Source organism: Pseudomonas sp. A34-9 (genome assembly GCF_029543085.1).
Classification (GTDB): Bacteria; Pseudomonadota; Gammaproteobacteria; order Pseudomonadales; family Pseudomonadaceae; genus Aquipseudomonas.
Genome location: NZ_CP119967.1, coordinates 4,346,561 through 4,366,281 on the forward strand (window position 1 = coordinate 4,346,561; position 19,721 = coordinate 4,366,281).

The window sequence follows — 19,721 nt, forward strand, 5'->3', positions numbered from 1 at the left end:
GAGGCGGACGCAGAGCGTCCATTGAGGCATTCCCACGCAGAGCGTGGGAACGATCAGTTAAAAGCCGACGCTGGCCTGCACAAAGAACGTCCTCGGCGCGCCGACATACATCCCCGAATTGTTGTCGCTGGAGCGGGTGAAGTACTGCTTGTCGAAGATGTTTTTCACCCCGACGCCGAGCTTGAGGTTCGACACCTGCGGCCCAAAGTCATACCCACCACGCACGTTCCAGGTCACGTATCCCGGAATGTCGCCATACTGCCCGTCTGCCGTGCCTTCGGTGATGTAGTTGCCGTTGAAACTGCCGTCGGCATTTACCCCGGTACCCGGCGAGCGCTGTTTGGACTGGGCGAAACCGTCGATGTTGTAGGTCCAGCGGTTGATGTCATAACGCAAACCGACGGTCGCCACCTGACGCGAATAGAACGGCAGATCACGGCCCTTGAAGCCCGGAATCTCACCTTCGTAGGTGGCGCGGGTGTAGGTGAAGCCGGCATTGGCGGTCAAGCCATCGAGACGCGGATCCAGCGCCGCCATGTCGTAGTGCACCGAGGCTTCGATGCCCTGGTGCTTGGTCGCGCCGAGGTTGGTCCAGCCCACATCATTGCTGATGTATTGCAGCTCGTCGTCGAAGTCGATGTAGAACAGCGTCACTTCACCGCCCCACACATCATCGTTGTAGCGCGTGCCGATCTCGTAGGTCTTGGCCTTTTCCGGCTCCAGACCGTTGGCGGTCTGATCACCCGAGCCGCCCTGCCCCAGTTGGAAATACTGCAGGCTGCCGAACGAGGTTTCGTAGTTGGCGAACAGTTTCCACGCGTCCGACAGGTGATACATCACACTCAGCGCCGGCAGCGGTTCATTGCTTTCGATGCTGCGGTTTTTCGCCTGTACCGGTTTGCCGGCCGTATCGAGCACCGCGCGGTCATGCCAGTCGGTGCTGATGTGTTCGAAGCGGATGCCCGGGGTGACGGTCCAGTTGCCGACGTCGATTTTGTTGTCGATGTAGACCGAGTTGGCCTCGGTGCCGCCCGTGCGATCCTGGAAAATATGGCCATCAGACGTCGGCGTGAGCACCGGCTGGTTGTTGACCAGCGCCACTCGGCTCGACGATTCGTGCATCGCCTCTTTCAGGTAGCGATAACCGACGCTGACTTCCTGCGTGGTCGGGCCGACATCAAAGACCCGCGACACCCGTGGCTCGATACCCAGGGTGTAGTAGGAACGCGGGTAGGAGCTGAGGGTTTTCTGGTCGCGGGCGGCGATGGTGCTGCCACGGAAACTGTCGGTGTAGTAGGTGAGGATTTCCGCCTGGGTGCGGTCGTCGATCTGGCGGATCCACTTGAACGACACGTCTTTGCGCCGACCGGTGAATTGGTCGTAGTCACGCACCGAGTCGTACGGCTTGTCATCGTATTGTTGCTGCGTCAGACCGCCGGGCATATCGGCCGTGGCGTCGTAGTAGTGGAAGTTGAGGCTGAAATCGTCCTGATCGGTCGGCGCCCAGTGCGTCTTGAGCAGCACATCGTCGATGTCGTTGCCGTTGTTGCGCTCGCGGTAGCCGTTACCGTTGACGCCGGAATACAGCAACGCCACGCCCATGCCGTTGTCGGCGGTGCCACCGAGGAATGCCGTATCGATGTGTTTCCAGCCACCGTACTGAGTGGTTTCCAGCGTGGTGCCGATTTCGCCAGTGGCTTTTTCCGGGATCGCCCGGGTGACGAAGTTGATCACGCCGCCGACGTTCTGCGGCCCATAACGCACCGAACCGGCGCCGCGCACCACGTCGATGCTGTCGAGATTGCCCGAGGAAATCGGCGCCATCGACAGTTGCGGCTGGCCGTACGGGGCGAACGCCGCCGGTACGCCGTCGATCAACACGGTGGAGCGCGGCGACAGACGCGAGGTCAGACCGCGCACGCCGACGTTGAGGGAAATATCGCTGCCGCCGGTGCCGTTGGAGTCCTGCACCTGCACGCCCGGTACACGCTTGAGCACATCGCTGACGTTCATCGCGCCCTGCTCGACCATCGCTTCGCGGCGGATCACCGTGCGCGCGCCCGGGTGGTTCTGCACAACGGAGGCGTTGGCATCACCGAGCCAGTCGCCGACGACCTTGATGTCAGTCACGCCCAATTCCAGCGGGCCATTGCCGGCGGCGGAAGCCGCGGCCGGCGACAGCGTTACCGAACCTTCGTTGATCTGATAATCCAGACCGCTGCCCTGCAGCAATTGGCGCAGAGCCTGCTCCGGCGAGATATCACCGTCGACTGCCGGCGCCTGTTTGCCGGCGACCAGGTCCGGGCTGAAAAACACTTGCAGCGATGTCTGCTGACCCAGTTCGCTGAGGGCCTGACCCAATGGCTGCGCGCGGATATGAATCGCTTCGCCCGCGAAGGCCAGCGGCATGGCAGCGTTAACCGCCAGCGCGAGGGCCAGCGGCAGCCAAGGGGATTTTTTGTTGTGGGCAGTGGTGTTTTTCACGTCGTACGTAGTCCTGTGGATCGCAAGAGTGTGCGGCTGTTAATGCAAACCAGTTGCAGTTGAACAGGAAGACGATGAACTCGAAAAAAACCTGAATTTTATTTTGCGATTATTTCCTGACTACCATCGGCAAGGGTGCGAACGGCCACCGGCAGGATGCTCGGCAAGGCTTTGAGCAACGCGTCGGTGTTGTCCGATTTGAACACGCTGGTCAGGCGCAGACTGGCCACGGCCGGGTTGACCACGGTCAACGGTTTCTCGCGATAACGCGACACTTCGGCCGCGACTTCGCTGAGGCTGGCGTTGTTGAACACCAGTTTGCCGCCGCGCCACGCTGTCAGTTCCGCCGGGTTGACGGCATAGGCGGCGGCGACTTTGCCTTGCGCATCGACATAGGTGCCGAGACCGGCGGTCAGGTTGATGAATGGGTGATCCGGCGCATCGCGCCCCTGCACTTGCACCGTGCCCTGCTCCACCGCCACGCGGGTTTGCGCGATATCGCGACGCACGTCGAAACGCGTACCGGTGACGGTGATCTTGCCGCTGCCCGCCTCGACCACGAATGGTCGGGAAGTGTCGTGCGCAACGCTGAACATCGCTTCGCCTTCGCTCAACTCGATCAGCCGACGATCCTTTTCATAGCGCACTTGCAAGCGGCTGCGGCTGTTCAGATCGATCACCGAACCGTCCGGCAGCGCCACATGTTTGCGCTCGCCCAGCGCCGTGGCGAATTCGGCGCTGTACCCGCCCGGATGATTCAAACCACTGAACAAACCCAGCCCGAGCGCCACCGCCACCACACTGGCGGCCACGGCATAACGCAACAATGGACGGCGTTCGCGGCGGCTCGGCGCAGTTTGCACAAGGGCTTTGAGGCGTGGCGCCGGGAGCAAATCTGCCGCCGACCACAAGCCCTGCAGCAACTGGAATTCGTCACGGTGCTGCGGATGTTCGTTCAGCCAGGCGTCAAAGCGCTGCTGCTCGTCGGCATCAATGGCCGGCTCCTGCAAACGCACAAACCAGCGAGCCGCATCATCGCGCACCGTTGTTTGCCCGCACGCGCAATCACGGGTATCCATCATGGAATGTCCTGTTTGGCCGGGAATATAAAGACACACAGCCCCCTGTAGGCGCTGGCGAAGGCTGCGTTTTTTTGCCATGACGCACAGTCACGATTGCAACCCGTCCAGTCGATCACGTAGATGCCGCAGGGTGCGGATCATATACTTTTCGACCATGTTCTTGGACAGCCCCAGGCGTTCGGCGATTTCCGCCTGGGTCAGGCCTTCGATCTTCTGCCAGACAAAAATCTTCCGGCAATTGACCGGCAGCTCACCGAGCGCCCGTTCAATGGAGTCGGCCAACTGGATCGCATGCATGTAATGCTCCGGGTCGCCGGATGACGACTCACTGTGATCAATGGCCTGCGACTCCATGGCGCCGCGCCGATCCTCACGGCGATAACCGTCGACCGCTATATTGCGCGCGGTCTGGTGCAAATACGCCCGTGGCTGCTGCACCGCCGCCGAATCGGACTCAAGCACCCGCACAAAGGTGTCGTGCGCCAGATCCTCGGCCTGCGCGCGATTGCGCAGGCGGCGAGTCCAGGTGCCGATCAACTCTTCGTAATGCTCGAAAAAGCCGGGTCTGCGGGGACGCATAGGGGTTGGGCGGCGTGCTGAGGAAAGGGGCGTGAATAGTAATGGTTACCATTAAGCCGAAGCAATGGATTCCTCGACCGACTGTCCGGGTCGTAACTCGCGATCAGCGTTTTACCGCAATCACGCCGCTCATGTAGTCATGCAAGTCGCGCAGATCCTTAATGCTCCAGGCATGCGGCGGTATCTTTACCCCGTTTTCCTGCAACGTTTTCGGAATCAGGTTGCCGTTCGGGCGAAGGATGATCGAGGACACAATCACACCCGGATACTCATTCAATCGTTTTTTGAACGCGGACGTTGTCAGGTCAGGTGTGGGCGGATTGCTTTTATGTGCCAGTGGCCCTGTGCCTTTTATATCGGCTCCATGGCACACGGCGCAGCGCTGCACATAGAGATTTTTGCCATTGCTGTTATCCGCGAAGGACGCTGATGTTTGAGTGATCAGCAAAGTCCCGAGTAAAACGGCAGATGCTGTTTTCATTGCTTGCCTCCCTGGCGTCTTTAAGGTCGCGCATGATGCGCGAGATTTAACGCCTGGCGCAAAACAAAGTGGGAGCGAGCTTGCTCGCGAATGCGGTACATCAGTCACTTACTGTACTGACTGAACGGACGCTTTCGCGAGCAAGCTCGCTCCCACAGGGTTGTGTTGTGAATGCAGGTTCAAGTGCATCCACCACTGGCCAGTGAATCAGCCTTTTTCGTCGATGCCTGCTTGCAGGGTCTGGGTGTCCAGATGGCCGCTCATGGTGACCGGGCCGACTTTCAGGTTGCCGTTTTCCAGGGAAACCTTCGGTGCGTTTTCCTCGGCTTTATGGGGCAAGTCCAACCCGGCCTTCACACCATAATCGCGATTACTCAGATCAGTACTGATGACCTTCGAACCACCCAGATCGACCTTCCCTCCCGTCGCTGAAATCTGCGCGCCAGTCAGTTGAGTAGTACCGCCAACAGCAAGGTTTACACCTTGGCTGGCACTGATCCCGGACGCCTGCGCAACGCTGTCCTTGTGCGCGTACTCACCCTGCGCTTTCAGTGTCGGCTTGTAGTCAGTGCCGGCGAGCTTGTCTTTGTCGCTCGGTGGGTTTTTCTTCGCAGTCAGGCCCAGATCGACATCGACCTTGGCGTGGTTGCTCGAGTCCCGACGGCTTTCGACGGTCAGATCACCCGCGACCTTGCCGCTGACATCTTTAGCGTCGATCCGCGCCCCCGCCAGCTGCGCATCTGCACCGCTGTTCAACACCACGCTGTCAGCCTTGATCTGGCTGTTCTGCTGGGTGCTGCCTTGCAGGTAATCCACGCCAACCTTGGCCCCGGCATTGAAGCCGTGGTCGCTGCTGGCCTTCTCATCAGCGGCGGTCGGGGTTTTGCTGCTCAGGTTGCCGCCGGCATTCAGGGCGACATTCCAGTTATTGCGGTTGTCGGTGGACTGCGCCGACGCCTGCACGTAACCGCCCTTTTGCGCATCGATGCTGACGCTCGGTGCGCTGACCTGAGTACCTTGCAAGTGAATCGAGTCACCGCTCAAGGCGACGCCGTTCTGGCTGCTGAGCTGGCCACCGGCAAGGGTTTTAGAATCCTCGTTGACCCGACCGATGTTGAAATTGCCGCTCAGATTACCGCCCTGATCGCGGCTCTTCTCGCTGCTGGTTTTGCTGCCGCCGCCCTTCAAGCCGCCGCCGAGGTTGCTGCCGGTGGCGGTGTGGGTGTCGGTGGCCGCTTGCAGCTCGAGCTTGCCGTCAGCGTGCAAATCGATGGCGCCAGCGCTGTCGATTTTCGTGCCTTGCTGGGTCTGATTGCCGCCGCTGCTCAGTTGCACGCCGTTACCGCTGATGCTCGCGACGTGGGCCTGCGTGTCAGTGCTCTGCTTGCCGGTGTGACCGAGCTGGAAACCGGCGCCGAGATCAACGTTGGTGCCATCGGTGCCCGGCAAGGTGCCGACCGTGAGCGAGGCATTGCCGCGCAGGCTGGACTCATTGTTGTGCTGGCGGTCAGTGGCCTGATTCAGCGCCAGATCGCCGCCGGTCTTGATGCTCACACCACCCTGCCCGCCATCGAAACGGCTGCCTTCGAACTGCGCGTCACCTGCGGTTTTGATGTTCACACCCTGGCTACCGGCGTAACCGCCGACCACGGCCGTGGAGCTGTTTTTGCTGGACTGGCTGCTGCCACCCGCGCCGCTGCCGGCGACATTCACGTCTTCACCGGTTTTGGTATAGACGCGCACATCGACCTTGGCATCCACCGCGTTATCGTTGCTGCTGTGAGTGTTGCTCGCCGCATCGGCGACCAGTTTGTCGGCGCTGATGTTCACTTTGCCGGCGCCGGCGTTGTACTGGGTGCCTTGGTCATGCAGGGTGCCGGTGGTGTTCACATTGACGCTGTTGCCGTCGAAACGGCTGACCACTGCGTTGCTGCTCTGCTCGGTTTTACTGGCACTGCCATGCCCGATCGCAACGTCGATTCCGACGTTCGGTTGACCCAGATTGCTCAGCGCATCCTTGTCCGGCACCTTGCCGTTGAGCACGTTCTTCACCGCACCCGCGATTGGCCGGGCGATGTCTTTGTATTCAACGTTGGCGCCGATGTCCGCCGACCAGTTACTCTCGCTATGCGTACTGCTGTCAGTGTTGCTGGCCGCGCGATTGTCGATCTCGTTGACGGCAACATTCAGACCGTCACCCGCCTTGAGCTGCGCACCTTCAGTAGACAGTTTGTCGGCATTGATTGTCAGCCCGCCACTACTCTGCACACTGCTGGTTTGCGCGGTGGTTTTGCTGGTCGAATCCTGCGCCGTGCTGTGGGCGAAATCGACGCCGCTGCCCGCACGGTCGAGGCCGCCGGTGTAGTAGAAACCACCGCCGGTGCTGCTCTTGTCACTGGTGGTTGTGTGGCTGTCTTCTTCCGCCAGCAGCGAGACGTTTTTGCCGCTCAACGTCGTGTCGCCAGCGGTGGACTTCACTTGCGCGCCTTTGAGCGTGACGTCGCCGCCGGCCTTTACCTGCACGCTGCTGCCGCTGAGGCTGGAGCCCTGCTGGGTGACGTCGTTGCGAGTGACCGTTTGCTGTTTGTCTTCGTAGTGAATCCCGGCTCGGTACTGCTCTGGCGTCTGCTCTTTCGCGTAAGCATCGAAGCCGCGCGTTTGGGTGCTATCGGTACCGTCGTGAGTGTTCTGCGCCGAATGCACATTCACATCGCCCGCCGCGTCTGCGGTCAGCGCACCATCAGCCTTGACCGTCGAGCCAGCCACTGCAATGTCCTTGGCGCTCTTGAGCCTGAGGTTGCTGTCGGACACCAACTCGCTACGCACGGTGCTGCTGTCTTTGCTGTTCTGCCGCGACTCGTCCTTGGTGATGCCGAAGAACTTGCTGTCCTTGTCGTGGTTGTTGCTGTGCAAGGTGTCCTGCACGCCATCGATCACCAGCGAACCTTTGTCGCTGATCACGCTGGCGTCGGTGCCGCCACGCACCTGGCTGCCGCTGATGCGCACATCGTCAGCCTTGACGATCAGTTTGCCGCTGGCGTTGATTTTGCTGCCTTGATGCTGGGTCTTGCCCTTGTCGGCATCGCCGGTCTTGCCGAAGAAACCACCGCCGACCAAATCACCCGAATAGCGATTGTCGCTGCTGCGGTTGGTGCGCGTGGCCGTGGTGATTTCCACCTGCTTGCCGGCCAGTTGCACATCGCCGGCGCTGCTCAATTCGGCGCCTTCTGAGCGCAACAACGCGGCGGTTTGCAGGGCAATGTTGCCGGCCTTCAGCTCGCTGATGATGCTGCGCTGCTCTTCGCTGCTGCTGTTCCAATCGGCTTTCCACAGATGCTTGCGATGGTTGCCTTGATCGGTTTGTGTGTGGCTTTCAGTGGCGGCGGTCAGGCGCAGATCACCGCCGCTTTGCACGTCGAGATTGTTCGCCGCTTCGACCTTGGCGGCTTTCAGTTCGGTGTCTTTGCCGGACGCCAGTTTGGCGTCGCGGCTGGCGATAATCTGGCTGCCGTGCTGACGCGATTCACTGTCGGTCTGGGTACGGTCGTAGGTTTCCCAAGTGATGCCGATGGTGCTGTTGTTCCAGTTTTCGCGCTTTTCCTGGAGCTTGCGGCTTTCGACTGTCGACAGGGTCAGGTTGCGCTTGGCGTCGAGCGTGACATCGCGAGCACTGACATCCGTAGCGGCCAGGGTCAGGTCCTTGCCGCTGTGCAAGGCGACATCACCCTGACTGCTGCGGATACCGGCGCGGGTCACGTCGAGGCTGTTGGCCACGGCCTCACCGCTGACACTGAGGTCACCGGCCGAGCGAATCTGCACGCCGTCGCGCCCGGCCACTTGCACCGCACCCACCCGCACGCCTGCACCTTCGGCGGTGCTGACAATATTGATGCGCCCGGCCTGCATCGCACCGAACAGGCTGGCGTCGATGCGTTGATCGCCGGTATTGCCGGCCGGCTCGACGGTTTTCACCTGGCCGCTGGCGTAATCGACCTGATTGCGCCCGACCGTAAGGTTCAACTGCTCGCGCGCAGTGATCGCGCCCTGGCTGTCGATACGCGGCGCGATCAGGTTGATCGAGCCTTCGCCATTGCGCAGGCCACCGCTCTGAATCTGCAACTGACCATTGGCGTCGCGGGTATTCAGGCTTTGCAATTTGCCGTCGTTCAATTCCGGGCGACCGACCAGCAGATTGGCATTCGGTGTGTTGATGAAGCTGCCGCCATTGACCGAGATGCCGTTAGGGTTGGCCAGCACATAATCGGCGGGCCGGCCGAAGATTTCCTGCGCACCGTTGATGGCGGACGGATTGCGGCTGATCACTTCGTTGAGGATCACGCTCGCGGCCTGGCCTTGCAGTTGCGGGTTGGCCGCCAGTTGCCCGGCCAGTTGCGATTGCCCGGCCTGCAAGGCGTTGTTCAGGACCAGGCCCTGGCGGTCGACGTTGTAGTCGAGGAACTGGTTGTGCGACAGGCCCGAACCGTTGGGCGCGACGATATTGACGATGGGCACACCGCCCTGGGTCTGCAATTGCGCAGTGCCGCCGGGGCCCGGTGCAACCACGACGCCGCCGGCGATCGCGCTCGGCAGGTGCACGGCGAAGAACAGGCTGGCAATCGCCCAGCGCAATTTGCCCCGAGGCGAAAGATGAAATGCAAAGGTGTGTGCTGGCATAAAAACGTCTCCATGTGAGTACGGCATCACGTCGCGCGTTTAGTCTTGGCCGTGGCTGACGCGCTCAGATCCGACGGCTGTTGGTTCACTGCGTTGTTCGTTGCGCTAGCGTCATATCTGCACCCCGACGCGCATCAGCCAGGTTGGCGGTTCGTGCTGCAGACCGCTCGGGGTGTTGAGCGCCCGTTGATAATCGACGTCCACTTGCAGGTTCTTCCAGCCCAGATTCAGGCCGACGCTGGCACCGCTCAGGCGTTGCCCCTGAGCACCGTGATCGGCCTTGATCCAGCCGTGGTCGAGGCCCACACGCGGGGTGATCTGCACCGGCCATTCACTGCGCAGCGGCAAGCGCAAGGTGTTGCGCCAGATCGCGCCGCTGGCGCCGGAGGCACTGCTGACCCGGTAGCCGCGCACCGCCGAATCGTCGGTGCCGAGCAACTGTTCGATGGCCGGCAGCGGGTCCGGGCTGTACTGCAAATTGAGTTGGCTCTGCCACTGCCACGCCTGCGCGCCGAGCTGACCGTTGCGCCACTGGCTGAGGCCGGCGCGGTATTTGCGAAACTGCGCCTTGGGCAAGTTGTTGATCGGCTGTTGTGAATCGTCGTCGGCGCCAAACCAGCGCAAACCCTGGGCGTAATTGACGTCGAGGTTCCACACCGCGCGGTCGAGCCAGAACAGATTGAGCCCGGCCTCAGCCACAGTCAGGGTCGGGCTTTGAATGCCGAGGCGAACGTCTTGCAGATAGCTGTCGACATCCTTGTGCGCCAGTTGCAGGTTGGCGCTGAGTTGACGGCTCTGATCGCGCCACAGCACACGGTCGGCGCGCAGACTGACCTGATCGGTGATGCCGGTGCTGTGGAAGGTCACGCTCGGCAGTTTGAATGGCGCGCGATATTCGGCATGGCTGGCGAACACGCTGTAGGTCCAGTAACCGTAGGGAATCGCGTAATACAGGCTGGCGTTGCGGCTGTAGCGGTCGCCCTGATTGAGGGTGTCGCTGGCGCTGAGGCTCAACAAGTCGTTGAGTTGCAACGGGCTGTCGAGACTGAGGCTGACGCTGTCGCGATCACGTCCGGTGCTGGCACTGCCGAGGTTGTCGAGGCCAGTATTCAAGGCCCAGCGTGACGGCGTGGCACTGCGCGAACGCAGGATGATCCGCGAGGCGCCGGGCTGGCTGCCGGGGGCGATGTCGGCAGTGAGATCGATCGAGCGCAGGCGATTCAGTTGATCGAGTCCTTGCTCCAGATCGCGCAGGTTCAGCGGCTCGCCGAGCATTCCCGGAAAAGCACCGCCCAATGAAGCCGGCAGGCTCTGATCGGCCAGTTCGATGGATTCGATATAGCCTTCGTCAACGCGGATATCCAGCGACTGCCCCGCTGCCGGTGCGCTGAGCAGATACGGACGGCTGGCGATGTAGCCCTTGTCGACGTAGCTCGCGGTGATGGTCGCGAGCAGATGATTGATCTGGCCGACGCCCATGCACGGCGCCAGCAGCGGTTTGATCCGTGCGTTGAGTTTGTCGCTGTCGATCAGGGTGACGCCGCCGATGCGCGCCCCGCTCAACGGCCAGCAGCGCTCATCGGGGGTGACAGTTGGCGCGATGGCCGGGGTGAGCGGCGCTGACCCGAACGCGCCGCGCTCCAATTGGCGTTTTCTCTGCTCAAGTTGCAGTTGTTGCAGATCGCGCTGCTGCTGTTGTTGCTGGCGCAGCACTTCCTGGCCCGGCGCGACAGATTCGGCGGCTTCAATCGAGGAGGCACACACACTCAACACAAAGGCCGACAACAGCGGGCAACGCGTGGAACGACGACGAAAAACAGCGCGAAACGGATACGGCACGCAACATCCTTGCGATCATCAAATGGCGTAATGCCATGTCATCAATGATCGTGATAGTCGGAGCCATCCCACACAAATGCAAGACGCTTCCTACAGCGCTTACATTTCTTAAACAATTGCTTTGCCTGGCTTTATTGTCAGCAAAAGCCACGGCGCTGCACGCTACCAGGGTTTCCCCGAGGGCTTGAAAGCTGGCGCCACGCGTTAGTCCCACGCTAACGGGGGCGTCGCGAATCAATTGCATCGCCTTATTGCCGCTGTTAGCAGACGCCTGTTCCGCCATGCTCCAAAACCTGAGCCCCGCGCGAGCCTTCTTCAGCGCAAACAAGCAACTGACGATCGGCACCCGAAATAATTTGCCACTAAATATTACCTACGTCATATTACAACCGTAATAACTACCCGTTTACCCAGGTAATCCGCCATGACCAGCATGCCCACCCTCGAACCCGTTGTGGTGAAGACCAGGCCGCCCCTGTTTAAACGCCTATTGCTTATTGGCGCCGGATTGCTCGCGCTGATCTTCGCCGGTGTGTACGCCGTGCATTGGTGGGGCGCCGGGCGTTTTCTCGAAGAAACCGACGATGCTTATATTGGTGGCGATGTCACGGTGATCGGGCCGAAAGTCGCCGGTTACATCGACGAAGTGCTGGTCAGCGACAATCAGCAGGTCAAGGCCGGCGATGTGCTGATCCGCCTCGACGCCCGCGACTATCGCGCCAACCTCGCCAAGGCCGAAGGCGCCGTTGCCGCCGAAGAAGCCCTGTTGGCCAACCTCGACGCCACCGAACAACTGCAACAGGCGGTGATCGGCCAGGCCCGCGCCGGCATCGATGCCGCCGGCGCGGAAACCGCACGCTCACGGGATGACAACGCGCGCTACAAACGTTTGGTGACCAGCAATGCCGTGTCGGTAGAAAGCGCACAGCGCGCTGACGCCACCTTCAAAACCGCGCAAGCCCTGAGCGCCCGCGCCCAGGCCGAACTGCTGGCCGCGCAACGCCAACTGGCGGTGATCGACACCCAGAAACAACAGGCACGCGCCGCCCTTCAGCAAGCGCGCGCCGAACGCGATCTGGCGCAACTGAACCTCGGCTACACCGAACTGCGCGCACCGGTCGATGGCGTGATCGGCAATCGCCGCGCACGGGTTGGCGCCTATGCTCAGGCCGGCTCACAACAGTTGTCAGTGGTGCCGGCCAGCGGCCTCTGGGTCGATGCCAATTTCAAGGAAGACCAACTGGCCCGGATGAAACCCGGACAACGCGTGAGCATTCGCGCCGACGTCCTTTCCGGACAGGAGTTCCACGGCCGTCTCGACAGCCTCGCCCCCGCCACGGGTTCGCAATTCAGTGTGCTGCCACCGGAAAACGCTACCGGCAACTTCACCAAAATCGTCCAGCGCGTACCGGTGCGTATCCTCCTCGACCCGGCTGATGGCGTGCTCGGTCATTTGCGTCCGGGCCTGTCGGTAACAGCTGAAGTCGATACCCGCGCACAACCCGAAAACACCGCCGTGGCCGTCGAGCCATGAGCACTACCCTCGCCGCCCCGGCGCAGCCGTTCAACGCGGCGGACATGGCGACCGCGACCAAGGTGTTCGCCTTCGCGACCATGTGCATCGGCATGTTCATCGCGCTGCTGGATATCCAGATTGTCTCGGCGTCGCTGCGCGATATCGGCGGCGGGCTGTCTGCCGGCACCGACGAAACCGCGTGGGTGCAGACCAGTTACCTGATCGCCGAAATCATCGTGATTCCGCTGTCCGGTTGGCTGTCGCGAGTGTTCTCCACACGCTGGTTGTTCTGCGCTTCGGCGGTCGGCTTCACCCTCGCCAGCCTGCTCTGCGGCGTGGCCTGGAATATCCAGAGTATGATTGCCTTTCGGGCGCTGCAAGGTTTTCTCGGCGGCTCGATGATCCCGCTGGTGTTCACCACGGCGTTCTTTTTCTTCACCGGCAAACAACGGGTGATTGCTGCGGCGACCATCGGCGCGGTCGCCTCGTTGGCGCCGACATTGGGGCCGGTGATCGGTGGCTGGATCACGGATATTTCCTCGTGGCACTGGTTGTTCTACATCAACCTGGTGCCGGGGATTTTCGTTGCCGTGGCGGTGCCGATGCTGGTGAAAATCGACCAGCCGGAACTGTCGCTGCTCAAAGGCGCGGACTATCTGAGCATGGTGTTTCTTGCGCTGTTTCTCGGCTGCCTGGAATACACCCTCGAAGAAGGCCCGCGCTGGAACTGGTTCAGCGACCAGACCATTCTGACCACGGCGTGGATCAGTGGATTGGCAGGATTGGCCTTCATTGGCCGCACCCTGCACGTGGCCAATCCAATCGTCGATCTGCGCGCCTTGAAGGATCGCAATTTCGCCCTCGGCTGCTTCTTCTCGTTCGTCACCGGCATCGGCCTGTTCGCAACGATCTACCTGACGCCGCTGTTCCTCGGCCGGGTGCGCGGCTACAGCGCGCTGGACATTGGTCTGGCGGTTTTCTCCACCGGCGTGTTCCAGATCATGGCGATTCCGCTGTATGCCTTTCTGGCCAATCGCGTCGACCTGCGCTGGATCATGATGGTCGGTCTGGGCCTGTTTGCGGTGTCGATGTGGGAATTCAGCCCGATCACCCACGACTGGGGCGCGGGGCAATTGATGCTGCCGCAAGCGTTGCGCGGGATTGCCCAGCAATTGGCGGTGCCGCCAGCGGTGACGCTGACCTTGGGTGGGTTGGCACCGGCACGTTTGAAGCATGCCTCGGGGTTGTTCAATCTGATGCGCAATCTGGGTGGGGCAATTGGTATCGCGGCGTGCGCGACCATTCTCAATGACCGCACCAACCTGCACTTCACGCGGCTGGCCGAGCATCTGAACAGCAGCAATGAAGCGATGAATCAGTGGCTGTCGCAGGTCGGTGGCAACCTGGCGAATCTGGGCCAGAGCGGCGACGTCGGTGTCACCGCCAGCCTGCGCCAGTTGTGGCTGCTGACCTACCGCGAGGCACAAACCCAGACCTACGGCGATACCTTTCTGATGATCGGGGTGTGCTTCGTCATCGCCACCGCGATGGTGCCCTTGATGCGCAAGGTGCAACCACCGGCGGCGCCGAGTGCGGATGGGCATTGATGCCGCTGTCTGAAGTTTTCCCGGCCCCTGTAGGAGCTGCCGCAGGCTGCAATCTTTTGATCTTGCCTTTTAAAAGAAAAGTCAAAAGATCGCAGCCTGCGGCAGCTCCTACAAGGGATTGTGGGCAGCTTAAGCCTGTGGGGTTTTACGGAAGCCCACGGCCAGACGGTTCCAGCTGTTGATGGTGCTGATCGCCACGGTCAGGTCGACCATTTCTTTCGGTGTGAACTGAGCGGCGACCACGTCGTAATCTTCGTCCGGAGCGTGGGTCAGGCTCAGTTGGGTCAGCGATTCAGTCCACAGCAGCGCGGCGCGTTCGCGGTCGCTGAAGAACGGCGCTTCACGCCATGCAGTCACCGCGAACAAGCGGCGCGGGGTTTCGCCGCCCTTGATCGCATCGGTGGTGTGCATGTCGATGCAGAATGCGCAGCCGTTGATTTGCGAGGCGCGCAGCTTGACCAGTTCGATCAGGGTCTTTTCCAGCGGCAGCTTCGAAACCGCAGTTTCCAGGGCGATCATCGCTTTCAGTGCGTCTGGGGATGCGGTGTAGAAATCGGTACGAGGTTTCATGGTGGCTCCGGGCAGCAAGTGAATGTGTGGCTACGTTAGTCCTCGTACCGGGTTCGGCAAATAGCCAATATTCCAGAAGATCAGGAGGCCACTCGGTTGACCCGCTGACCGCTCGTCAGCCACTCGGCACCAAGGGTTCTGCGCGTCAGACCAATATCAGGTACATCCCCTTTCTGGAGACGGATCATGATCACGCGCAAACTCACTTCGTTACTGCTCGCGGGCCTGTTGGCCACGGCATCGGCCGCCAGCTTCGCCGCCAATGATGGCGCTGACGCCACCGGCACCAAATCCGGTGGCCCGACCAGCACGACCATGCCACCGGACAACACGCCGGGCGCGCCTTCGGGTGGTAGCGGTTCTTCGGGCACGGGCTCCGGGACTGGCACCAATGGTGGCGCCAGTGGTTCAGGCTCTGGAGCGGGTGGCGGTACCGGTTCGGCCGGCGGCGGGACTGGCGGTGCCGGTGGTGGCACTGGCGGCTGAACGAACAAGAGCCACCCGTGGTGAAGACCCTCGATTGTTGGGTATTCACAAAACCTTTGCTTGATGAAAATACCTGTGGGAGCGAGCTTGCTCGCGAAGGCGGTAGATCAGCCAATATCTTCATCGCCTGACACTGCGCTTTCGCGAGCAAGCTCGCTCCCACAGGGTTTGTGCCAGGTTCTGGGTTAGCGATCGGAGCGCATCAACTCGGCCAGACCGCTGTCCAGCGATAACACCGCCGCACGATTGCGCCCGGCATTTTTCGCCTGATACAACGCCGCATCGGCGCGCTGGATAAACACTTCCAGGCTGTCATTGCCACTGGGGATAAACGAATAACAGCCCAGACTCACCGTCAAATGCCCGGTTGGAGAGCCGCTGTGGATGATGTGTTTTTCGATCACACTGCGCCGAATCTGCCCGGCAATCGCCAGTGCGCCGTTGATGTCAGTGTCCGGCAACAGCACCGCGAACTCCTCGCCACCATAACGCACCGCCAGATCAGACTTGCGCTGACAGCAGGCCCGCAGCACCTGAGCGACCTGGGTCAGGCAATGATCCCCCGCCACATGCCCATAGGCATCGTTGTAGCGCTTGAAGAAATCGATATCGAGCATGATCAGACTGACCGGGCTCACCTGCCGCGCGCCACGGGCAAATTCGATCTCCAGCGAACGCTCGAACAAACGTCGATTGGCCAACCCGGTCAGGCTGTCGTGAGTGGCGATCTGCTCCAGCGTACGCTGGGCCTTGCGCAGGTTTTTTTCGATCCGTTCACCATCGCGCACCTGATGAATGAACACCCAGCCAAACAGGCCAACGCCGAGAATCACCAAGGCGACAATCACACTCGACTGGAATGCCCGTGCGTACCAGCCCTCAAGAATCGTGTCGCGCGAGGTCGCCGCCGACACCACCAACGGATACGCCGACAAGCGTCGATAACCGTACAAACGCACCACGCCATCGACCACCGAGTTGATCATTGCCGTGCCGGCCGCCGCTTCGGGCAGCAACGTGCGATAAATCCGCCCTTGCGCCAGCGAGGTGCCGATCAGGTTTTCATCAAACGGCCGGCGGGCGAGCAACGTGCCGTCGCTCAAGCCGAGAAACATGATGCCTTGGTCATCGAGACTGAAGCTTTCGAAGAAGCGGTCGAAGTACGACATCTTGATCCCGGCCAGCAACACACCTTGAAAATTGCCGGCGTGATCATTGATGCGCTTGGAAATCGGGATGATCCACTCGCCGTTCTCGCGACTGCGAATCGCCGGGCCGATGTGCGCCAGCGTCGACGCGTTCTGCTGGTGAAACTTGAAGTACTCGCGGTCCGCCACGCCATGGCCACGGGGTAAATCGCTGAACGACGTAATCACCCACTGGCCCTGCGTGTCGAAGAGAAACATGCCGTGCAACTGATCGAGTTGCTGCACGCGCCGGGCGAAGGTCTTCTGCAGCCGTGGTCTTTGCGCTGCGCCGTAACCGTCGTCCTGAATCCAGTCGACCAGGCTGGTCATCACCAGATCGGCGGCCAGAAAGGTGTCCTCGGCCTGCTGCGCCATGGCCCGGGTCAGGTTGCTCGAGGCCATTTTCGCCACCGCCAGATCCTGACGACGCGACTGCTCCAGTTGCAGGTACAGCAAACCGGACAGGCACAGCCCCACCGCAACGATAAACAGCACCGCCGCCTTGCGCAGCGGCAGGCGTTTAAGGGTGCCTCCGGGGGCCTGATGCGGATCATGAATAGGGATAGGCAAAAGCAAGTCCTGGGCAGGTACGACAAGGGCGCCAGCGGGAAAACCCTTATGTTTGTGAGCGTAGCCCACCGGAATCTACGGGGCAAACGCCCCGGTCCCGCCCAGTTATATCGGCGCACAACGAGTTTGGATGATCGCTGTTCGCCGATTTATTTTCGATTGCCTCTTTAGGGTTAGTCCGTTGTGAAGGGCCAGGTGCCGCATCGCACTGTGCCCGTTGCGCAATGGCGTGGGGCACCGGTTTCAACTGCGATGAATGTTCAGCCGATCAGTTCTGGCACATCAGCGCGACGGCGGCACGCGAATATCCCCCGCCCGGCACTGGGTTTTCACGCCTTTGCCACACGCACCGAACTGCAGATCCTTACCCATGCACACGCGCACTTCCGACAGTTCCGGGCCGCTGCAAATGACAGCGATGCCATCGGCAGGAATCCCCGGGTTGGCCTTGCGGAACAAGTCGGCGATTTCCTGGGCTTCGAAGTAGTAGGAGCTGCTGAACGGTTGCAGTTCGTCCGGGATTTTCACCGCCGCCACGGCTTTGTCCGCTTCATCCAGATAGCCCATCGCGCCGAGGCCGCTGCAGGTGCCGTGTTTGGACCATTCGTGATCGAGCAGTTTTTTGGTCGGGAACAGTGTCAGGCCTTTGCTGGTCTCCGCCGCGTTCAGCGTGGTCAGCGGCGGGCAGGACTCCGGCCAGCCGCCCTTGGCGTATTGTGGCCACAAGCCGTGCAACACAAAGCCGTAGCCCTTGCCGGAACACTGCACATCATCTTTATGGGTCAGGCAAAAGGTCGGCGACCACGACAGCGTCAGCAGGTAGTAATCGAACACCCCCGCCACCGATTCCGCCTGGGCCTTGCTTGACTGTGATTGCCGCGCCGAACTTAAGCCGATGCTACCGACCGTCAGCGCAATTAACGTCAAAATTGTAAACAGCTTTTTCATTTTCCCACTCCTTGGGACGCCTGCGTCCATGGTTTTCGATCCTGACCAGACTTGGCCAGCGCTGATTTCGACACGCTTGTGTTGCAAGCGCATGACGCAAGGCAAAGCCGTACGCCTTTGAAAGGTCTACGATTAACAGGCAGCCACCAAACCAAGGGAACCAAGATGAGTAAAGCAGACGAACTCGCCGCCAAACTCAAGCAAACCCGGCATACCCACGCGGATGCGGCACTGGAAATCGATTGCTGGCCTGCTCAGGTGTATGACTTGTACCACCGCATTGAGGCTTGGTTACAGCCCGTCACCGAAGTAGGACTGAAGATTCGGCTAAATCCTACGCATGTTTGCGAAACTTCACCGGATGGCGAATCCCACAATTACGCCATCGACCAACTGGTGATCGAGGCCAACAATCAAAGCCTGACATTTGATCCCATTGCCCGCTTCACCGAGGATGGCGCCGGACGAGTGCAGATCTCCCTGCCGGAAAGAAACACTTATCTGTTGCGAACTGTCGATGAACACCACGAAAGCCACTGGTGGTTGCAAACCGTCGAAACCGGACAGGAGCTGGACGCCATCGCCCTGACCGAGAACAATCTGCTGCAGGTGGTGCAGGAAGGCTTAGGACTTTAAATTTTCCCCGTTACAACAAGACCTTCTGCGGAACAACAAGGGCCGGCCATCTCAACGGTCAGACTTCTCGAAGAATTCTGGCCGTGACTTCATAAAAAACACCCCGAAGTTCTTGCATGCGCCTGTTGAAAATCGCCTTTACTCGCCAGCGCCCTGCTGTTGAGCAGCATTGCCCTGGCCCGCCGGAAACTGCTTTCGTCGCGGGATGACATCCGGGAAAACCTTTCACTACACTGGGCCACCGTCCTTTTCAAAAGCCCCGATCACAATGACAACATTAAAAAGCACGATGATCCTTTGCGGCCTGCTGACCTTGGCCGCCGGAGCCCACGCCGAGCCAAGCGCTTCGCACCTCGACAGCATCCAGCAACAAGGCCAGTTGCGCGTGTGCACCACCGGCGACTACAAGCCCTACACGTTCAAACGCACCGACGGCGACTTCGAAGGCATCGACATCGCCATGGCCCGCTCGCTGGCCGACAGCCTCGGGGTCAAAGTCGAATGGGTGCAAACCACCTGGAAAAACCTGATGCCGGACATGCAGGCCGGCAAGTGCGACATCGGCATGGGCGGCATTTCGGTGACGCTCGAACGGCAGAAAAAAGCCTACTTCAGCAACACCCTCGACACCGACGGCAAGATCCCGCTGGTGCGCTGCGCCGATGTCAGCAAGTACCAGACAGTGGAACAGATCAACCAGCCCGACGTGCGTCTGGTCGAACCCGCCGGCGGCACCAACGAAGCCTTCGTCCACGCCTTCCTGCCCAAGGCGCAACTGGCCCTGCACGACAACGTGACGATCTTCCAGCAACTGCTCGACAACAAGGCCGACGTGATGATCACCGACGCCTCGGAAGCGCTGTATCAGCAGAAACTCAAACCGGGCTTGTGCGCGGTGAATCCGCATCAATACATGCAGTATGGCGAGAAGGCTTATTTGCTGCCGCGCGATGACATCAGCTGGAAACTGTATGTCGATCAGTGGCTGCACTTGAGCAAGGTGACCGGCAAGTATCAGCAAACCCTGAGCGAATGGATTGCCGTACCTGCCGCGCAGTAATC

14 protein-coding genes are annotated in these 19,721 nt (G+C 60.6%); 5 read left to right on the forward strand and 9 right to left on the reverse strand.

Translation table 11 applies throughout. The annotated features are described in order from the left end of the window. Positions 1–57: 57 nt before the first annotated feature. The 6 genes from P3G59_RS19315 to P3G59_RS19340 all read right to left on the reverse strand — a co-directional run bounded on the left by P3G59_RS19315 (position 58) and on the right by P3G59_RS19340 (position 11,139). A complete protein-coding gene (locus P3G59_RS19315; RefSeq protein WP_277758563.1) occupies positions 58–2,484 on the reverse strand; it encodes a TonB-dependent receptor in 2,427 nt (808 codons plus the stop codon). 98 nt (positions 2,485–2,582) lie between these two features. Further along, entirely contained in the window at positions 2,583–3,566 is a 984-nt protein-coding gene (locus P3G59_RS19320; RefSeq protein ID WP_277758564.1) for a FecR family protein, read from the reverse strand. Positions 3,567–3,653: 87 nt separating this feature from the next. Next, a complete protein-coding gene (locus tag P3G59_RS19325; RefSeq protein WP_277758565.1) occupies positions 3,654–4,145 on the reverse strand; it encodes a sigma-70 family RNA polymerase sigma factor in 492 nt (163 codons plus the stop codon). Between the two features lie 103 nt (positions 4,146–4,248). Continuing rightward, positions 4,249–4,626 carry a c-type cytochrome gene (locus tag P3G59_RS19330; protein ID WP_277758566.1) on the reverse strand — a complete coding sequence of 126 codons (378 nt, stop codon included), beginning with the start codon at positions 4,624–4,626 and terminating at the stop codon, positions 4,249–4,251. A 207-nt stretch (positions 4,627–4,833) separates the two neighbouring features. Further along, positions 4,834–9,300 carry a hemagglutinin repeat-containing protein gene (locus P3G59_RS19335; protein ID WP_277758568.1) on the reverse strand — a complete coding sequence of 1,489 codons (4,467 nt, stop codon included), beginning with the start codon at positions 9,298–9,300 and terminating at the stop codon, positions 4,834–4,836. A gap of 111 nt (positions 9,301–9,411) precedes the next feature. After that, complete coding sequence (locus P3G59_RS19340) at positions 9,412–11,139, reverse strand: ShlB/FhaC/HecB family hemolysin secretion/activation protein (RefSeq protein ID WP_277758569.1); 1,728 nt, start codon at positions 11,137–11,139, stop codon at positions 9,412–9,414. 424 nt (positions 11,140–11,563) lie between these two features. Between P3G59_RS19340 and P3G59_RS19345 the strand changes: the two genes are divergently transcribed. Together P3G59_RS19345 and P3G59_RS19350 are read left to right on the forward strand one after the other, a co-directional pair. Then, positions 11,564–12,673, forward strand: coding sequence for an HlyD family secretion protein (locus P3G59_RS19345; protein ID WP_277758570.1), 1,110 nt, complete (start codon positions 11,564–11,566; stop codon positions 12,671–12,673). Further along, a complete protein-coding gene (locus P3G59_RS19350) occupies positions 12,670–14,262 on the forward strand; it encodes a DHA2 family efflux MFS transporter permease subunit (protein WP_277758571.1) in 1,593 nt (530 codons plus the stop codon). Before P3G59_RS19345 ends, P3G59_RS19350 begins: the two co-directional genes overlap by 4 nt. 129 nt (positions 14,263–14,391) lie before the next feature. Here P3G59_RS19350 and P3G59_RS19355 read toward each other — a convergent pair whose 3' ends face one another. Then, positions 14,392–14,832: a carboxymuconolactone decarboxylase family protein gene (locus tag P3G59_RS19355; protein ID WP_064120688.1), complete on the reverse strand. Its 441-nt coding sequence runs from the start codon at positions 14,830–14,832 to the stop codon at positions 14,392–14,394. Positions 14,833–15,018: 186 nt separating this feature from the next. Between P3G59_RS19355 and P3G59_RS19360 the strand changes: the two genes are divergently transcribed. Further along, positions 15,019–15,318 (forward strand): hypothetical protein, encoded by a 300-nt coding sequence (locus tag P3G59_RS19360; protein ID WP_141126374.1) that lies wholly within the window; start codon positions 15,019–15,021, stop codon positions 15,316–15,318. A 185-nt stretch (positions 15,319–15,503) separates the two neighbouring features. On the opposite strand, the gene P3G59_RS19365 is transcribed toward P3G59_RS19360, so the two are convergent. Then, positions 15,504–17,075, reverse strand: a complete 1,572-nt coding sequence (locus P3G59_RS19365; RefSeq protein WP_277758572.1) for a GGDEF domain-containing protein — start codon at positions 17,073–17,075, stop codon at positions 15,504–15,506. Between the two features lie 282 nt (positions 17,076–17,357). Next, positions 17,358–18,023 (reverse strand): ribonuclease T2, encoded by a 666-nt coding sequence (locus P3G59_RS19370; RefSeq protein WP_277758573.1) that lies wholly within the window; start codon positions 18,021–18,023, stop codon positions 17,358–17,360. A 165-nt stretch (positions 18,024–18,188) separates the two neighbouring features. On the opposite strand from P3G59_RS19370, the gene P3G59_RS19375 reads away from it, so the two are divergent. Continuing rightward, complete coding sequence (locus P3G59_RS19375; RefSeq protein WP_277758574.1) at positions 18,189–18,659, forward strand: hypothetical protein; 471 nt, start codon at positions 18,189–18,191, stop codon at positions 18,657–18,659. A 268-nt stretch (positions 18,660–18,927) separates the two neighbouring features. Further along, positions 18,928–19,719 carry a transporter substrate-binding domain-containing protein gene (locus tag P3G59_RS19380; RefSeq protein WP_277758575.1) on the forward strand — a complete coding sequence of 264 codons (792 nt, stop codon included), beginning with the start codon at positions 18,928–18,930 and terminating at the stop codon, positions 19,717–19,719. Positions 19,720–19,721 lie beyond the last annotated feature (2 nt).